This window comes from Vibrio sp. D54 (assembly GCF_021728075.1).
GTDB lineage: Bacteria > Pseudomonadota > Gammaproteobacteria > Enterobacterales > Vibrionaceae > Vibrio > Vibrio alginolyticus.
The window spans coordinates 1-16,435 of record NZ_JAKKCS010000020.1; the positions used below are offsets into that span (position 1 = coordinate 1).

Consider the following 16,435-nt stretch of genomic DNA (forward strand, 5'->3'; position numbering starts at 1 on the left):
GATGGTAGCAGAGTCCGTAGATATCTATAATCAAATGAGGCCTCATACGGCTTTAAAATACAAAACGCCCGATGAAGTACATCGAGCGTTTTAGTTAAAAAGTGTCAACCCATATCAGGACGGGTCACTGTTTATGTGACTTACTGAGATAGAGACTGGCTAACGCTGAGCAACCAAGGCTTCTAATGCCGTAATCGCGGCACTCTTCTCACCTTGCATCATTACTTTGGCTTCATCAACGTACTGACCAACACCTTCTTTCACATCTTGTTGATACAGCACCACGTTGTTTAATATCGAAGCCACATGAAGGCCTCGTAGTCGACCGACCGTAAACAGCGCAGAGGTTTCCATATCGGCACCTAAGATGCCTTTCTTGTTCCAATGTTGGCATATTGCATCTTCGTCATCGGTATAGAAACTGTCGTGAGAACGCACCACACCAAAATGATAATGCACTTTTTGCATCGACAAGTAACGCTCAACTTCCTTTAACAGTGAAAAGCTTGCGTAGGCTGGATAAGACGAATCGACATACGCTTTAGAGCCGCCCTCATCTCTTACCGCGCCTTCGGCAATGATCAACTCGCCAAGGTGAATGCCTGATTGCATTGCCCCCGCCGATCCAACACGTACCACATGAGTCACACCGCACTGTTTTAGCTCTTCCACTGCGATGATCATCGATGGCGCACCTATACCTGTACTACACACTGAAACAGGCTTGCCTTTGTAGTTGCCGGTAAACACACGGTACTCGCGGTTTTCCGACACCATTTCTGCATCATCAAATAATGCCGCGATACGATTCGCTCGATCTAGCTCGCCGCATACAATAACGAGAGGAGAGATTTGTGTTTCATCCACTCCGATATGAGGTTGTTTGGCCATTTTTCGTTCCTTACACAGCAGCGTGCGCTAAGGTTTTATCGCCATTGCGCTTAGCGCTACGAGCCCACTCACGCGTGCCATTGGCAGCGATGAACATAAGAATCGCGTACTGAACAGACATTGCGTAAACACCTTGCGTCGCGTAGATACCCACACTGATAATGTTAATCACGACCCATAGAATCCAGTTTTCGACGTATTTACGTGTCATCAGAATTTGTGCAACCACAGAAAGCACTGTCATGGTTGCATCCCAGAACGGGAACGCGTCAGGCTCAAGCACCGGTTCAGCCAAGCCAGCACCAAAGAGATTCAAGCTATCAACAGCAATGTTTGCTAGCGAAAAGAAAAATGGGTCGATATAGATCGTTAATAATGCGATACATGCAACGCTAATAGAGGCAGTAGTAATAAGTTTCTGTTTATTTAACCAGCGAACTTCCAGCGTTTCACCTTGTGCGTTTGGGCGGGTCCACGCATACCAGCCGTAAATGTTCGCACAGAAGAAAAACAATTGAAGAAGCAATAATCCGTATAACTGAATTTGAAAAAAGATAACGGCAAAAAGCGTGACATTCAGCAAACCGAATAAGTAGTTGATGGTTTTTTCTTGGCTGGCAAACCAAATGCAAAGCAGTCCAAAAACGGTACCGAAAGCTTCGATCCAACTCATTGCGTAGCCGTCGCCGATCGGAATGTTAACGAGAGTATTATTAATATCGAGTAAGGCAAAGAGGTCCATAACATGTCCTTTATTATTTTGTTTGGAATACGCTTATATTAGAGCGTGATCCCCAACAAAAAGGAGGACATTTGTCCTCCTCTTGATGCACTCGATCATAATTCAGTTCAATGTTTACTTGAAAGCAATAAATGATGCTATTGAACGATGTTGGAAATAGACGTGCCTATGAATCCAAGCCTAGATAGCGTTTTTTGAATGCAGAAGCTGATGCAAATAAAGCTGACGCCAAAAGTGTAATAATAAAGCCAATTGCGTACTCAAATGCTTCATTAACCAGTAGCTGATAGCAGCTCACAAAAAAAATCAATACAACTGTAATAACATTAACTCGGTGAAACCAAGGGTGTTTTACAGATAACTTAGCGTAACCTTTTGATAACATTTAACTAATCCGCCAGACAACAATTAATAGTTTTATTTATAATCAACGACGATAGTAAGGCTTTATCGTATAAAGAGAAACGACTTTTTTAATTTTTTAGCTCAACATCACACGTCATTCAGTGACGTTTGACTTTAACCTCTTGACGCTTTTTCGTTCCACTAGAGTCGGCTCTAATTGTACGACCTGTGCCTCTGTTGACTTTTCATCCAACTTTCGGACAAGAGTCTCAACGGCAGCCTGCCCCAAACGGTACTTAGGCTGATGAATGGTAGTTAGCGATGGCGACATAAATTTCGCGATATGGATGTCATCGTAACCAATAATGGACAGGTCGTCCGGCACTTTAATATCGAGCTCATTTGCGGCGTTAATCACCCCCATCGCCATCATATCGTTAGAGACGAAAATCGAGCTAGGTAATGCGCCACGCTGAGCCATTTTTTTGAACGCTTGATACCCACCCTCACACTCGAAGTCCGATTCAATGATCCAATTGGCATTAAATTCCAAGCCAGCTTCGTTCATTGCTCGCTTGTAACCTTCGTATCGCATTTGCGCTTGGTGTTTAATCAAAGGGCCAGTGATGCACCCAATTTCGGTATGGCCGCAATCAATTAAGTATTTCGCCGCTAAGTAACCGCCACGAAGTGAGTTGTCTTGGATTTTATCGCTTGTAAATAGCATCGGCCCCCAGTCCATTACCACAACTGGGATATCTGGGTAACGCTCAAATACATCGATACGCTCTCCTTCTAGCGACGAGCACATCAAGATCAAACCATCGACACGCTTTTGCAATAGCGTATTAATGGATTGACGCATACGTTCGTTATCACCCTCGGTGTTACATAAAATGAGGCTGTAGCCTTTTTGGTAGCAGCTGCGTTCGACGCCTTTTACGACTTCGCCAAAGAATGGGTTGGTTGAGGTTGTCACGAGCATACCAATGGTTTTGGTACGATTGACTTTGAGGCTACGCGCCAACGCAGAGGGCGCGTAGTAGTTAAGCTCTTTTGCGGCATTGTTAACGCGTTCAGAGATCTCTTCGCTCACAAAACGCGTCTTGTTAATAACATGGCTCACTGTTGAAGTGGAAACCCCTGCCAGTTTTGCGATGTCTTTCATCGTCGCCATGTTACTACTCCTATTTTAATGAGGCGTTGTGCGCCTTATTGTTCAGCGAGAAACGCGTCCACCTCTTCGCGGGTTGGAATCGACGTTTGCGCGCCAAAGCGGGTCACAGAAATTGCAGCCGCCGCATGTGCAAACTTAATCGCTGATTCTAAAGGTAAATCTTCTAGGAGACCAGTGACGAATGCCCCATTAAATGTATCGCCCGCTGCGGTAGTATCCGTCGCTTCAACGCGGAAACCCGAGATGATTTCGCCTCGACCGTTTTGGCTTAGCCAAACGCCTTTTGCACCGAGTGTGATCATGACAATTTCTATACCTTTACCATGTAGCACATTCGCCGCTTCTTGCGCGCTTTCGTTGTCTGTTACAGTAATACCTGTCAGAACTTCAGCTTCCGTTTCATTTGGTGTAATCACGTCAATGCAAGACAGTAATTCATCTGACAGTTCGCGAGCTGGCGCTGGGTTCAGAATGACATTGGTTTTGGCATCTTTCGCTACACGCGCAGCTTTCTCAATGCCGCACATCGGCGTTTCCAATTGCATTAGCAAGTAATCTGCTTGGCGAATACGCTCTAAATCTGGCTCAATCGCTTCTGCTGTCAGTTTGGCGTTTGCTTCAGCTGAAATGCAAATGCTGTTCTCACCACTGTCCGACACTTGAATCATCGCGATACCTGTCGGGCAATTTGGCTGCATCTTCACACCAGTGATATCGATGCCGTCCATTTTGAAGTTTTCGCGAATGTTAATGCCGAATGAGTCGTCGCCCACACAAGCGATAAAACCGATGTCTGCATTTAATCGCGCCGCCGCGACGGCTTGGTTGGCACCTTTGCCACCTGGGATAACTTGATAGTTGCGACCATGCAGCGTCTCGCCTGGGCGAGGGAAAGAAGGCACTTGAAGAACATGGTCAGCGTTTACACTACCTAACACCACTAACTTATTCATACGGTTATCCTCGGTTCTGAATGAACCCTTTTTAAAAACTGTTTAGGAAAATACATTAGATGACTTTAACTTCTCTTCCTGATGAAGGAGTCTCGATAAAAAGCCAAAGGCATCTATACCCCACACTTTGCAGTATTTTGGGTAAGTTTGCCCTCACCTCCTAAACGACAGATATAAACGGAGGAGAGAGCAAAAATTAGGATGATTTATTGAACTTAAAACTTACTTAGTGACTACTTTTAGTGGTACTGGGATGTACTCTTCTACTTCTTCACCTTTCAAAACTTTGTCAGCCGTTTCAACACCTAAAGCACCGATAAGGTCTGGTTGCTGAGCAATAGTTGCCGCTAGTTTGCCACGGTTAACTGCTGCAATGCCGTCTTCCGTACCATCAAAACCAACGATAACGACATCTTTGCCAGAAGCTTGAACTGCGCGAAGTGCACCTAGCGCCATTTCATCATTCTGTGCAAATACCGCTTGTACATCCGGGTTAGCCGCTAGCAGGTTTTCCATTACGTTTAGACCTTTCGTGCGGTCAAAGTCAGCCGGTTGGCTAGCAAGAAGATCCATATCGCTGCCCTTCACGGCATTCATAAAGCCTTCACCGCGCTCACGCGCTGCCGATGTGCCCGCAATACCTTCAAGTTGAATGACTTTTGCTTTTTCGCCGACTTTTTCCATGATGTAGTGGCCTGCCATTTCACCACCAATTACGTTGTCCGACGCGATGTGACTCACAACTTCACCACGGCTTGCACCACGGTCTAATGTCAACACAGGGATCTTAGAACGGTTCGCCATACGAATTGCATTAGACACTGCATCAGAATCCGTTGGGTTGATAAGAATTGCTTTTACGCCGCGAATACTTAAATCCTCGATGTTCGACAGTTCTTTACTCGGGTCATTTTGCGAGTCCAGTACAATTAAGTCGTACCCCAATTCTTTCGCTTTTGCTTCCGCACCGTCTTTCATCGTTACGAAGAACGGGTTGTTTAGCGTCGAAACCACAATCGCCATGGTATCTTGAGCTTGCGCCGCTACCGATACGGTTGAAGAAAGAAGTGCAGCAGAGATAAGAGTTGCAAGTTTTTTCATCGTTCTAGTCCTTTGTGTAGGGTGAGCCAGTACACGTCCCCTGACTCGGTTTGTATTCACTGTTTTATATATACAGATTGTTATGAATTACTTGTTTTTGTTGTCTACCAATACCGCCAGCAAGATAACCACTGCTTTTGCAATCATTTGGTAGTAGGAAGAAACATCAAGTAGGTTAAGTGCATTGTTCAAGAAACCGATGATCAGCGCACCAATCAAGGTACCCATGATACGGCCTTTACCGCCCATCAAGCTGGTACCGCCAAGAACAACCGCTGCGATAGCGTCTAGCTCGTAGCCCATACCCGCTGTAGGTTGCGCCGAAGAAAGACGAGACGTTACGATAATACCTGCAAGCGCTGCTAGCATACCGCAGATGGCGTAGACACCAATCTTCACTCGGTCTACATTGATACCTGATAGGCGAGTCGCAGACTCATTGCCGCCTAGTGCGTAAACATAGCGACCAAAGCGCGTGTGGTTAAGTAAATACCAAGCCGCAGCGAACACAACCACCATTAACCAAACAGGAACTGGAATGCCTAGCGCGTAGCCAGTACCAAACCATGCGAACGCATCCGCGGTGTCAGTAAAGCCTGTCGAGATTGGACGACCTTCGGTGTACACCATGGTCACACCGCGTAGTAACGTCATGGTAACCAGCGTAGCGATAAATGCCTGCACCTTACCCTTCGCAATAATGATACCGCTGATCGCACCTAACGCTGCACCTGCGACTAAAGCAGTTGGAACCGCCACCAGCACCGGAACCTCAAGCGCAATCATGCTTGCCGCAAAGGCACCACACAATGCCAATACCGAACCAACACTTAAGTCGATGCCTGCTGTTAAAATAACTAATGTCATACCCACTGCGATAATGGCATTCACGGAGGTTTGACGAAGAATGTTGAGAATGTTGTCGACCGTAAAAAAGTTCGGGTTCAAAAATGACACAACAACGATCAGAAAGATCAAAGCTATCAGTGATTTTTGCTCAATCAGCCACTCTTTTGTGAACAACTTCTTGTTGCCAGTTTCGGTTGGTTTGCTCATGGTATTCGTACTCATGCTGCTTCCTCATTGATCTCTTTGCCTACGGCACAGGCGAGTAATTTTTCTTGATCGGCGTCTTTCGCATCAAATTCGCCAGTGATACGACCTTCATGCATCACTAAAATACGGTCGCTCATGCCGAGCACTTCAGGCATCTCGGAAGAAACCAAGATGATGCTCATGCCTTCGGCCTTAAACTTGTTGATGAGCTGATAAATCTCTTTTTTTGCTCCGACATCAACACCACGTGTCGGCTCATCCAGAATCAGAACTTTAGGTTTCGTCATTAACCCTTTCGCTATCGCAACTTTTTGCTGGTTACCACCAGATAAGTTGCCGATGATTTGATCTCGCGTTGGGGTTTTAATGTTGAATAACTTAATAAAATCTTCCACTGCAATCACTTCGTCGCTGTGTTGAATCTGGAAGCCTTTGGTCAGCTGGTTTAGCGAACAAAGTGACATGTTCTCCTTAACCGAAAGACCTAAAACCAAACCATCGCCTTTGCGATCTTCAGAGATGTAAGCGATACCATTTGCCAAGCCATCTTGCGGGCTAACCGGGTTAATAGTTTTGTTATCAAGATTGATAACACCATGCTCACTAGGTAATGCGCCGTAAATGACTTTCATGAGTTCAGTGCGGCCTGCGCCCATCAAGCCAGAAATTCCAAGAATCTCACCACGCTTGAGAGTAAAGCTCACATCCTGAACGCCAGACCCAGTCAAACCAATGACTTCAAGACAAGTTTCGCCATGTTGGACATCAATACGTGGATATTGCTCTTCTAATTTTCGGCCAACCATCATTTCAATTAGGCCATCTTCATCAGTGTCGGACACCTTGCACTCACCGATAAACTTACCATCACGAAGCACGGTAATGTCGTCACAGATTTCAAAGATTTCTTTAAGACGATGCGAGATGTATACGATGCCGCATCCTTGAGCACGAAGCTCATTAATCACTTTAAACAGTGATTCCGTTTCGGTATCGGTCAATGCGTCCGTTGGCTCATCCATAATGATGACTTTCGACTCAAACGAAAGTGCCTTTGCAATTTCCACCATTTGTTGTTCACCAAGGCTTAAATCGCCAAGCAATGTTTTTGATGAATGCTTTACATTCAGACGTTTTAAAAGCTTGTCAGCCTCGTCATACATTTTGCCCCACTGGATACGCCCTAAGGAGCCAGTGAACTCTCGTCCCAAGTAAATATTTTCGGCAATCGTCAGTTCAGGAATCAGGTTCAGCTCTTGGTGAATAATGCTAATACCAGCTTCCTGTGAATCGCGTGGACCTTTAAAGGCCGCCGGCTGACCTTGATATTGAATGCTCCCCGCATCCATGTGGTAAATGCCTGTCAACACCTTCATTAACGTTGACTTGCCTGCTCCATTTTCACCCATCAGTGCCATAACACGGCCTGGATAAACATTCAGGCTTGCTTTGTCGAGTGCTTTTACGCCCGGAAACGCCTTCTCAATTTCGCTTAGTTGTAGAATGGCTTGAGTCATAATCTGTCCTCAATATCTCTGGCTTAAAAAACCACGCCCGCTTGGAAAATAACGTTCGCATATGGCGAGCATTCGCCCGTTCTTACGATAGCGCGACTTTGGGCCGTGCGTGCTTTAAACGCTTCATGTGACACGTAGCTCACCTCAATAGATTTGCCCGTTTCTTCACTCTCTTTGCTCAGTTCGTTGAGCAACGCTTCATGCAAAACTGGGCTTGCATCAGAGAACTCTTCCGCAATGATGACCCCTTCGATTTGGGACTCAGATAGAATTACGCGAACAGTATCAAGAAAACTTGGTACCCCATGCGTTAGCGCCAAATCGATTCGCTGAACATGCTCTGGGATTGGTAGACCAGCATCACATATCGTGATCTCGTCGGTGTGGCCTAGCGTCGCCACCAAGTAAGAAATATCTGAGTTAATTAGGGTACTTTTTTTCATCTCATCGACCTTTCGGTTACACGTTCATACAACCATGAGCGCCTGTTTTAAAGTGTTTTCGTTATTAACAGAAAACTCATCGAAACGTTTCGATGAAATAATAATTCGTCATCGCAATTTGACCAGTGTGAGATCGATAAGGTGTGAGAATGATCTGTAATTCAATTGTCATTGAATAGGAAAAGTGCACTTGAGTCACACTTTGTCATCGAAACGTTTCGATGACAGTATTTCCCTGTCATTACAGTTAGGTTTTATACAGGGAGGGAGGAAAAGAGACGTCCAACTACTGAGAAAACCTCTAGTTAATAAGCTCGAAACCTTTCACGTCATCACAATTCTTAGATAGCTGCCTGATTTTGGAGAACGCTCACCTTACAATCTGGTTACAATTTGCCAAAACACATCATCCGTTCAGTACCTTACCTGGTACGCGACGTTTGTAGGGACACAAACGGAAACTAAGAACCATAATGAAGTTAAGCAATAGAGTCATTTTGCTTGTCGCGCCAGTGATCTTATTAAGCGCGTTAGTATCTAGCTATATTATTTATAGCATTCAAAAAGTGACGCTCATCAAGCGGGAAGACAGCTATATTCAGTTGCAAATGGAAAAGCTCGCCGGGCAGTTTCGACAAGCGAATATTTTTCTTAATAGCTATGCCTATACGCTCAGTAAAAGTGATGTATTACAAGACTATTTGGTTAATCATAACAACCCCTATCGTGAGCGAGTCTTGTTTAATCGATTAGACGAGACCGCTGAAGTATTAAGCCATGGTTACAAAGGCGATGCGAGCATGGCGATCCTCGACGGCAAACAAAACCTTCTCTACTACACAGAAAACAAATATTACGAATCATCAGGTGTGGTCGACCCAAAGGTGTTAGAGTACATATCACGAAGTTTCAATGAGAGAGAGGCTTTCAGTCACACTGGCTTTATTTATAACTCCAGTGGACAAAGCATTCTTCTTCAATATGAGGTCGTCGACAAAAGAACGGGGACTCACCCTTTGAGCTTTGACTCGAAAAATGTGTTTTTTGTGGTAGTTTCCGTATCACTTGAAGCCTTTAACGAGATTAAGCATGACATCGAGTTTGACACGCACAGCGTGATTACTTTCGCCGACAAACCCATTTATCTTGATATTCCTCTAGCTCAAACCATTGAGCTGCTGCCGCACTTTTATGCCGTGCTTTCTCCTGCCGAATATTTAATGTGGAACAAAGTCGATAAAGTGTGGCTAGAACTTGCTTTCTCCTTTGGCGTAGCGGCGTTTTTCACCATCACATTAATCATTTTGGTGTTGTACCGCTATGTGTTGCGCCCTGTTTCTCGCCTTGATAAGCAGCTGAACGAACTTGAATCTAATCAACGTGACAATATTGAAAAGCTAGAAACAAACGATGAAATAGGACGCCTCTCTGCACGCTTTTTTGATATGTATGAGGAACTTAATGTCATCTATAAAAAGACAAAACGCCTAGCTGAAACGGATCACCTGACGCAACTCGCCAATCGCCATCGTTTTCATGAGCTTGCCACTCGTGAACTTATCTCCCCTTCGCAGTTTCTGTGGGTTGTTTACGTCGATCTTGATAACTTTAAATACGTGAATGATAAATACGGGCATGAATTAGGAGATAACTTATTAAAAGTGTTCTCATCACACATCAAGAATGCCTGTCAAAAGTTCTCGCACGATTACAACAGTCCCTGCTTTGCCGCCAGGTTATCTGGTGACGAATTTGCGATTTTGCTGAGCTCAAATCAAGAGGTAAAACGCTTGCCTGATTTGCTTGCATCAGAGCTGCTAAAACCGATTAGTAATCTCAGTTCATCTTGGAGTAATTCATTTCCCGTTACGGCAAGCGTAGGTATTGCACAATATCCTCAAGACGGTACTGACATCGCGAAGTTACTCTCCAGTGCCGATGCGGCTATGTATCAAGCAAAACGGGCAGGGAAAAATCAATACGCCTATTATTCAGCCGCTCTCAATATTGAGTCTCAAAGACGAAGTCAACTTGAACGTGCGCTCCGAAAAAGCAATGTAGAGGAAGAATTTCACCTTGTTTTTCAACCCTATATGAACAATCGAAGCAACGAAATTGAGGGGTTAGAAGTCTTGTTGCGCTGGGAAGCCGAAGGTATCGGCCCTATCCCTCCAAAGGAGTTTATTCCAATTGCAGAGCAAGCCGGATTATTTGATAAAATTGACCGCTGGGTTTTCGCCAATGCAACAGCGGAATACCATCAATTAAGGAATATTTTCGGTAAGGATATTGTTCTTTCGGTCAATCTTTCATCAGCAGAGCTAAACTCGATAGAAATGGCAAACTACATCCATGAACAAGCGACACTGCACAGTGTTAAACCAGAATGTATTGAGATAGAAATAACCGAAACCTTTGCCGCAGAACAACAAGGCACGGCTCTACTTGATGAGCTATCAAAACGTGGCTACCGTCTTGCAATTGATGACTTTGGTTCTGGTTACACATCGTTAACTCAGCTCGTTCAGTATCCGGTTCAAAAAATCAAATTTGATCGAGAGTTCCTCGTTACATTGATGAACACCAACAACGGCCATGTGATCAAACCTATTATTGAGCTATGCCATGCCCAAAATAAAACGGTTACAGCAGAAGGTATTGAACACAATATGATGCATGAATGGCTATCGGCATACCGCTGCGACTATATGCAAGGCTATTTATTTGGCAAACCAATGACTAAAGAACAATTGAGCTTGTGGTGGCAATCGGCAAATGACGACAGTCGATTTGATGCGTCCATGGTCAGCTCAATTAGGGTTTCAAGAACATAAGTTAAGGGGAGACGTACAGCAGTCATAACTGTGGCGGCTGTATTTAGCTGTATATGAGCTTCATTGATAGATGCTCAGCTTTTGTTCCCCCATACCTATATCTATGACTTTAGTTGAGTAAATCACTATTTATTCGTTTTTAAACCAGCACTTCCTTGAAATCCAAACCGGTCAAATTCAGCGCTTTGACGCTATCGTACAAGCCACCTTTTTTGTCCGTGCAAAACGTTCTGAGCCCAGCACCTTTTACTCTGAACAAGTCAGATTCATTAACGGCTTCTCTATTCAAAACGAGTTTCTTAAACGGTCTAGCACGACTTAGCTTACCATGACGAAGATTATACTCGGTAGCAGAGGTATCAATGGCATCAATTTGAGTGACAATGTTTAATGCTCGCCAAGGCTTTCCTTGTAGATTTAATGGTAAAAATTCGACATTCTCGCTCAACACATCGAGCTTATCCGCAATAGAAGCGGATACAGCAAGAGTAAAAGATCCCCATGCTGCAATATCAGGCCTGGGTAATGGCTTTTCACCCTTAACGTCTAACCATTCAATATCAATACTTTTCCAACTGGCTTTAACAGACTCTCCATAGAGTTGGATAGGTTTGCTTGCCGTTACTTGAAGAGACATTTCCAATGGCGACTCTTGCAACATTGCAAAATCATTAACATTGGGAGTGACAATAAACACTTTATTAAATGCTGTCATAACCGTCCTTAAATAAATTTGAGCGCTTTTCTTAATGAGACGAGCACTCTCACACCAAACCAAACATAATAGATAGAGTTTACTTTCATGTTCAAAAATTTAATGAATTCAGATATGGCGTTCTTATCTTTTAATTTCGAATTTTTACTATTTATATTTTTTAATCCACACGATAGAATTATTTTTTCAATTTTTACCATGTACCCTTCCTTATGTAATCGAATAAATTAGAGAATAAACAATAGCACGCATCACTTCACTTTTGTCGAGCTCATCACTCTCACTTAAACGATACATTCACAAGTTCAATTTTTGTACGACTTAGACTTGGCTTTGTCAATCGTGAATTAAAAACAACCGATTCACCGCTGTTTTACTGCCTTTTCTTACCACCCTGTTGTTTATTCATACATTATAAATGCACTTATACACATAACGATTCGGCGTTACGATTTGTTACGAGTTAAATCACAAACTTTTGAGGTATTGGATAAAGCGTAGAAAAAGAAAACACATTGAAATAAAAAGAGTTTCTAAAGTACGAAAAATAAAACGCCGTTTTTATAAATTGGCAACTTCACAAATATCCTTAAACACAGTTTTATTAATTACATATATCAGATATTATTTACGCCGAAGTTTATAGAAACCATCGTCAAACTTCATATTTTATATAAGTTTCAAACAGTTAGTTTTTAACTCGATAAATTATCGTCAACCCAATATCAAGCACCTAAGCGTGCAATAAGAAACATTGGGAATAGAATTATATTGATGTGCATGTTGTTTTAACGAATGCATGAAGCAATCGGTAAATTTGTAACACCATAGAGTTTTATTTAGCCAAGATGAAAAAGTTAATTATATTATTTACATGTGCGCTGTTGTCTGTCTCACCTTTTGCTTTTGCAAAACAATCAGATAACGAACCCAGGGATCATTTACGACCAAAGCAAGTTGAACATGTGTTTAAACAAGCCAAGCTAGATGGCATAGTAGACTTTAAGTTGTTCAGTGACGCTTACATCGCTTATCAGAAGACACCCGATAGAAAGAAGTCGGTACTAACGATCATCGACTATAGTAAACCGTCAACTGAAAAGCGTTTTTATGTGGTTGATTTAGATAAAAAGAAGCTAATTTACAATACGTATGTTTCTCACGGCGTGAACAGCGGAAAGAAAACAGCGACACAGTTTTCAAATGTCGTGAACTCGCGAAAAACATCATTGGGCACTTTTTTGACTGATACCACTTACTACGGCTCAAATGGCTATTCACTTCGATTAGATGGGCTAAGCTCTGGATTAAACGACAAAGCTCGCGAGCGTTACATTGTCGTGCACGGTGCCGATTACGCAAACCCTTCCTTCATCAAGAAGAATGGATACCTCGGACGCAGTTGGGGTTGCCCTGCTTTGCCAGAGAAGTTGTCTCGCGAGATCATTGACACTATAAAAGGCGGAAGCGTTATTTACGCAAGCGCGTAATACCTGTGTGACACATATGGGGAAGAAAAAAGAAGATTCTATTTCTTCCCCAGTAATAATCCTGTTAGCTTAATCGTCCTGTGCAACAACTCTCTTTCCATTTTCGCTTACTCGAAAGCGAAAATTATTGTGTTATTCGCTCATATGCCTAAGTGCGATCAGAAAATTCTGTTCATCCCCCTTCCATCTCGTTAGTATACGCTGAGTTGATCAGACACTGGCTTTCATCGTTATCATAGTTCCACTAAGATTCCTTAATCATGGTGGGTAACTGTGGCTTTATATGTTTAGGGTTACTTCTTGCGTTATCTACACCGTATATTATTGATGCTTTCTTTGTCCCTGCTCTCAGGGCTCATCACAGCTTCATATGCGCATGAGTGGCACCACACCAAACATTACACTTCCGAGCGTTTACTTAAACTCTCACAACAAGACGATTTTGAGCTAGCACACACTGATTTTCATGCCTCAGCTTCTCTGAGTTCTTGGGGATCAGAAAGTTACTACCTACATATAAAGCGCGAGTTGTTCGGGCTTGTCTCCTGTCGCCGAACATCAGCTACTGATGGCGTTTTATCATCAGATTTTACTCCTGATTATTTTTTACTTATTGCTTTCTCTTCTCCACCACTACTGGAGTTGGCAAAACAAGCATCTCGCTTACCTCTAGACAGTTATGGCGGACTCATGAGTCAACGCTCTCTTTATCGCCTCTCAGGAAGAAAGGAAGCGAACTTAATGTACGTCTTTACTCATGGTCGCAACGCCTTCTCTGTTGTTTAACTTTTTATGACATACAGAGAACACGAAAATGTAACGATAAGAGCCAATATGCTCATTGTTACTAGAACCAATTTGAGGTCCATATAATGACAAGAATCGCTACAACCATCGCACTAGCATTACTATTTTCAGCGGGCTCAACGTTAGCAAACACAGAAACTAAGCCAGAAGAAATGAGTAACGACACTCTGTTAGAGTGTGCCAACGTTTCTAACGCACGTATTGCAGTTCCGGAACACAGAGCGATGTTCAGACACTACTTAATGTCTGAGAGAGACTACAGCTTTGACCAGCTATCGTCTGCCGAACTCGAATTTAAAGCAGCAGATAAGAATGAGTCTGAAGTAGAGAACATCTACAAGTCTCAGTGTAAAGAAGTTGGTGAATACCTATATAGCATTGGCTATTAAATTCGAAACCCTAACGACACTCAAAAAGAAAGGCGCAATGTATGCGCCTTTCTTTTTACTGACAAAAACCTGTCGATTAGATGTCTAATCTGCATACAAGCTTAAAAGTGCAAATCAAAGTAAACTTACTGGGAAAACTCTGACACATCCTTGGGTTTACAGAACGCTCGACGTGCTTTAACAAACAAGAAACTAAGCACTCCAATCACAAGAGTAATTATTGGTGCCGCCATTAATAGCATTGTGATTGCTTTGCTCATATTTTCTGGTAGCAAAGGAAGTAATGAACCAAAACCGCATAATATCAGCGTCCATAAAATCGCACTCAGCCACGCAAAGTAATGGAATTTACTAATACGTTTCACTCGCAACCCCATCATTAATGGCAATAGGGAACGAACAACCGGAATAAACCGCGCACAAAAAAGCGCAATCAATCCATGTTTACTGAGTAATACGTCGACTTGTTCCAGGCGCTTTTGAGGAACCGCACTCACCCAGCCTTGGACCTTAGGTAAGCGATTTAGCCACTTGCCTTGTAAATAAGCCGCCCAACTTCCCAATCCCGCACTAACAGCTATCACCAACATGATCATAATTGGGTCAAGGGCGCCAACCGCCGCCAGCGTACCGGATAATACGACGACACTGTCGCATGGGAAAGGTGCAGCAGGAATAAAGCCACTTTCCAAAAAGATAATCACAGCAACAACAAAATAAACCAAACCTGCACTGCTTGGCGCCATTAACGCCGTGAAATCTTGATGCCAAAAGGCACTCAAGACCTGAACTATCGAATCAAACATAAACCGCTCCTAAGCATAATTAACCAAAAGTTGCAAAAACATGGAGTGTGTTAGCGAGCATGTATAAAGCGGTATATGAAATTCGATTTTTTTCTCACGCCGATTCTGTATTTAGAGTGGGTAAAAATACATTCAATACAACAATCTAAAGCCTCATTGCCGATGCGTTTTAGCCACTTCATCGAGTAAATTGCCGAACGATGCGCCCACCATGCTACATCAAGCATTTCAAACCATTCGGGTTCTACATCGTCGTTCGAGCTCATTTCCTTAGCATGGCTAACCCTCAATCTATTCCGGCTGTTTAAACTCGGATAGTCTTGTTGTACTGGAGAGATAGGATGTTCTGAAAAGTGCTTCGACTTAGCGTCAACAGCAATATTCTGGTTATGAAAGGAAAGAAAATTTGGGTGTGAGTACGCAAGGCTCATGCTCGGAGCCAACAAGCAGAAAAGTAGTCCGAGTAAAGCAATCAGAGTCGTACGCACAAAGGTAACCAGAACCAAAATGATAAGTTCTTTTAACCCTGTGCGTAACTATTGGCAATTAGTATTCTTAATCGTTAAGAATACTAATTATTTTTCACCGTAAGGGTAGCTTTCAAACATCTTCGCGATTTCTTCTTGGATGAGAGATTCTCTTTTCTCAGAGCTCATTGACTCAGACAGTTTACGACTTGAAACGCCTTTCCAAACGACTTGATTAGCCTTTGCATCAACCAGTTCAACCACCAACTTCCCATACTTACGTTCTTTATATCTTTCTGGGCTTGAAGTGATCACACCAAAGCTATTCCAGCCATAGCCAAAGCTCACCGACGATCCTGAAGAAACAAGCTCGGATTCTTCTACGATATCATGATGTACGTAAAGGTCACCGCCACTGTTTACCTTAATTAACCCCTTACCCTCAAGCTGTTCAGCAAGCCCTTGCTCAATACGTCGACCATCAATACTGGTAGGAGCTTCCGCCTGAGCACCGAAGTCAAACGTTCTGTAAGCTGAAAAGTCGGCTTGTTTATCTACATCGGTTGTAACGGTAGTACAAGCAGATACCAGCATCACCACCAGCCCTAATATCAAACCTCTCATCATGTTAAATCTCCTTTGGTTAAGCTGACTGTTTCAGCAGAATTACCCTGTGTTATACATACGCATCAACAGTAAAAA

General features: G+C 43.2%; 16 protein-coding genes. 5 read left to right on the forward strand and 11 right to left on the reverse strand.

Annotated elements, in window-relative coordinates; genetic code table 11:
- A partial coding sequence (locus L3V37_RS20435) for an integrase core domain-containing protein (protein WP_155489908.1) occupies window positions 1–94 on the forward strand: 94 nt, incomplete at its 5' end.
- A gap of 65 nt (window positions 95–159) precedes the next feature.
- Here L3V37_RS20435 and L3V37_RS20440 read toward each other — a convergent pair.
- From L3V37_RS20440 to rbsD, 8 genes are all read right to left on the reverse strand, one after another.
- A complete protein-coding gene (locus L3V37_RS20440; RefSeq protein WP_130546285.1) occupies window positions 160–891 on the reverse strand; it encodes a nucleoside phosphorylase in 732 nt (243 codons plus the stop codon).
- A gap of 10 nt (window positions 892–901) precedes the next feature.
- Complete coding sequence (gene pnuC / locus L3V37_RS20445) at window positions 902–1,633, reverse strand: nicotinamide riboside transporter PnuC (RefSeq protein WP_237306919.1); 732 nt, start codon at window positions 1,631–1,633, stop codon at window positions 902–904.
- Between the two features lie 499 nt (window positions 1,634–2,132).
- Window positions 2,133–3,155, reverse strand: coding sequence for a substrate-binding domain-containing protein (locus L3V37_RS20450; RefSeq protein WP_025767871.1), 1,023 nt, complete (start codon window positions 3,153–3,155; stop codon window positions 2,133–2,135).
- A gap of 35 nt (window positions 3,156–3,190) precedes the next feature.
- A complete protein-coding gene (gene rbsK, locus L3V37_RS20455) occupies window positions 3,191–4,108 on the reverse strand; it encodes a ribokinase (RefSeq protein WP_047101385.1) in 918 nt (305 codons plus the stop codon).
- Between the two features lie 222 nt (window positions 4,109–4,330).
- Window positions 4,331–5,209: a ribose ABC transporter substrate-binding protein RbsB gene (rbsB, locus tag L3V37_RS20460; protein ID WP_005373143.1), complete on the reverse strand. Its 879-nt coding sequence runs from the start codon at window positions 5,207–5,209 to the stop codon at window positions 4,331–4,333.
- An 87-nt stretch (window positions 5,210–5,296) separates the two neighbouring features.
- Complete coding sequence (rbsC, locus tag L3V37_RS20465) at window positions 5,297–6,280, reverse strand: ribose ABC transporter permease (protein WP_005382618.1); 984 nt, start codon at window positions 6,278–6,280, stop codon at window positions 5,297–5,299.
- Window positions 6,277–7,782 carry a ribose ABC transporter ATP-binding protein RbsA gene (gene rbsA, locus L3V37_RS20470; protein ID WP_025767874.1) on the reverse strand — a complete coding sequence of 502 codons (1,506 nt, stop codon included), beginning with the start codon at window positions 7,780–7,782 and terminating at the stop codon, window positions 6,277–6,279. Before rbsA ends, rbsC begins: the two co-directional genes overlap by 4 nt.
- 23 nt (window positions 7,783–7,805) lie before the next feature.
- Complete coding sequence (gene rbsD, locus L3V37_RS20475; RefSeq protein WP_005382620.1) at window positions 7,806–8,225, reverse strand: D-ribose pyranase; 420 nt, start codon at window positions 8,223–8,225, stop codon at window positions 7,806–7,808.
- Window positions 8,226–8,698: 473 nt separating this feature from the next.
- Here rbsD and L3V37_RS20480 point away from each other — a divergent pair, with 473 nt between their 5' ends.
- Window positions 8,699–11,059 carry an EAL domain-containing protein gene (locus L3V37_RS20480; RefSeq protein ID WP_054574642.1) on the forward strand — a complete coding sequence of 787 codons (2,361 nt, stop codon included), beginning with the start codon at window positions 8,699–8,701 and terminating at the stop codon, window positions 11,057–11,059.
- A 139-nt stretch (window positions 11,060–11,198) separates the two neighbouring features.
- On the opposite strand, the gene L3V37_RS20485 is transcribed toward L3V37_RS20480, so the two are convergent.
- Entirely contained in the window at window positions 11,199–11,774 is a 576-nt protein-coding gene (locus L3V37_RS20485) for a DUF1629 domain-containing protein (protein ID WP_053349404.1), read from the reverse strand.
- An 848-nt stretch (window positions 11,775–12,622) separates the two neighbouring features.
- Between L3V37_RS20485 and L3V37_RS20490 the strand changes: the two genes are divergently transcribed.
- The 3 genes from L3V37_RS20490 to L3V37_RS20500 all read left to right on the forward strand — a co-directional run bounded on the left by L3V37_RS20490 (window position 12,623) and on the right by L3V37_RS20500 (window position 14,460).
- Window positions 12,623–13,264 carry a murein L,D-transpeptidase catalytic domain family protein gene (locus L3V37_RS20490; RefSeq protein WP_017633652.1) on the forward strand — a complete coding sequence of 214 codons (642 nt, stop codon included), beginning with the start codon at window positions 12,623–12,625 and terminating at the stop codon, window positions 13,262–13,264.
- A 327-nt stretch (window positions 13,265–13,591) separates the two neighbouring features.
- Window positions 13,592–14,050: a hypothetical protein gene (locus tag L3V37_RS20495; RefSeq protein WP_017633653.1), complete on the forward strand. Its 459-nt coding sequence runs from the start codon at window positions 13,592–13,594 to the stop codon at window positions 14,048–14,050.
- Between the two features lie 86 nt (window positions 14,051–14,136).
- Window positions 14,137–14,460 (forward strand): hypothetical protein, encoded by a 324-nt coding sequence (locus L3V37_RS20500; protein WP_054574645.1) that lies wholly within the window; start codon window positions 14,137–14,139, stop codon window positions 14,458–14,460.
- Window positions 14,461–14,585: 125 nt separating this feature from the next.
- On the opposite strand, the gene L3V37_RS20505 is transcribed toward L3V37_RS20500, so the two are convergent.
- Together L3V37_RS20505 and L3V37_RS20510 are read right to left on the reverse strand one after the other, a co-directional pair.
- On the reverse strand, window positions 14,586–15,266 hold the full coding sequence (locus L3V37_RS20505; RefSeq protein ID WP_237306921.1) for a DedA family protein: 681 nt from the start codon (window positions 15,264–15,266) through the stop codon (window positions 14,586–14,588).
- A gap of 575 nt (window positions 15,267–15,841) precedes the next feature.
- Window positions 15,842–16,360, reverse strand: coding sequence for a DUF4136 domain-containing protein (locus tag L3V37_RS20510; RefSeq protein WP_005382627.1), 519 nt, complete (start codon window positions 16,358–16,360; stop codon window positions 15,842–15,844).
- Between the last annotated feature and the right edge of the window lie 75 nt (window positions 16,361–16,435).

Bases quoted from the DNA above. Each gene is read 5' to 3' on its own strand.
- rbsC (WP_005382618.1), bottom strand. From the start codon at position 6,280: ATGAGTACGAATACCATGAGCAAACCAACCGAAACTGGCAACAAGAAG.
- L3V37_RS20450 (WP_025767871.1), bottom strand. From the start codon at position 3,155: ATGGCGACGATGAAAGACATCGCAAAACTGGCAGGGGTTTCCACTTCA.
- L3V37_RS20500 (WP_054574645.1), top strand. From the start codon at position 14,137: ATGACAAGAATCGCTACAACCATCGCACTAGCATTACTATTTTCAGCG.
- pnuC (WP_237306919.1), bottom strand. From the start codon at position 1,633: ATGGACCTCTTTGCCTTACTCGATATTAATAATACTCTCGTTAACATT.
- rbsD (WP_005382620.1), bottom strand. From the start codon at position 8,225: ATGAAAAAAAGTACCCTAATTAACTCAGATATTTCTTACTTGGTGGCG.
- L3V37_RS20480 (WP_054574642.1), top strand. From the start codon at position 8,699: ATGAAGTTAAGCAATAGAGTCATTTTGCTTGTCGCGCCAGTGATCTTA.
- rbsA (WP_025767874.1), bottom strand. From the start codon at position 7,782: ATGACTCAAGCCATTCTACAACTAAGCGAAATTGAGAAGGCGTTTCCG.
- L3V37_RS20510 (WP_005382627.1), bottom strand. From the start codon at position 16,360: ATGATGAGAGGTTTGATATTAGGGCTGGTGGTGATGCTGGTATCTGCT.
- rbsB (WP_005373143.1), bottom strand. From the start codon at position 5,209: ATGAAAAAACTTGCAACTCTTATCTCTGCTGCACTTCTTTCTTCAACC.
- L3V37_RS20485 (WP_053349404.1), bottom strand. From the start codon at position 11,774: ATGACAGCATTTAATAAAGTGTTTATTGTCACTCCCAATGTTAATGAT.
- L3V37_RS20490 (WP_017633652.1), top strand. From the start codon at position 12,623: ATGAAAAAGTTAATTATATTATTTACATGTGCGCTGTTGTCTGTCTCA.
- L3V37_RS20505 (WP_237306921.1), bottom strand. From the start codon at position 15,266: ATGTTTGATTCGATAGTTCAGGTCTTGAGTGCCTTTTGGCATCAAGAT.
- L3V37_RS20440 (WP_130546285.1), bottom strand. From the start codon at position 891: ATGGCCAAACAACCTCATATCGGAGTGGATGAAACACAAATCTCTCCT.
- L3V37_RS20495 (WP_017633653.1), top strand. From the start codon at position 13,592: ATGCTTTCTTTGTCCCTGCTCTCAGGGCTCATCACAGCTTCATATGCG.
- rbsK (WP_047101385.1), bottom strand. From the start codon at position 4,108: ATGAATAAGTTAGTGGTGTTAGGTAGTGTAAACGCTGACCATGTTCTT.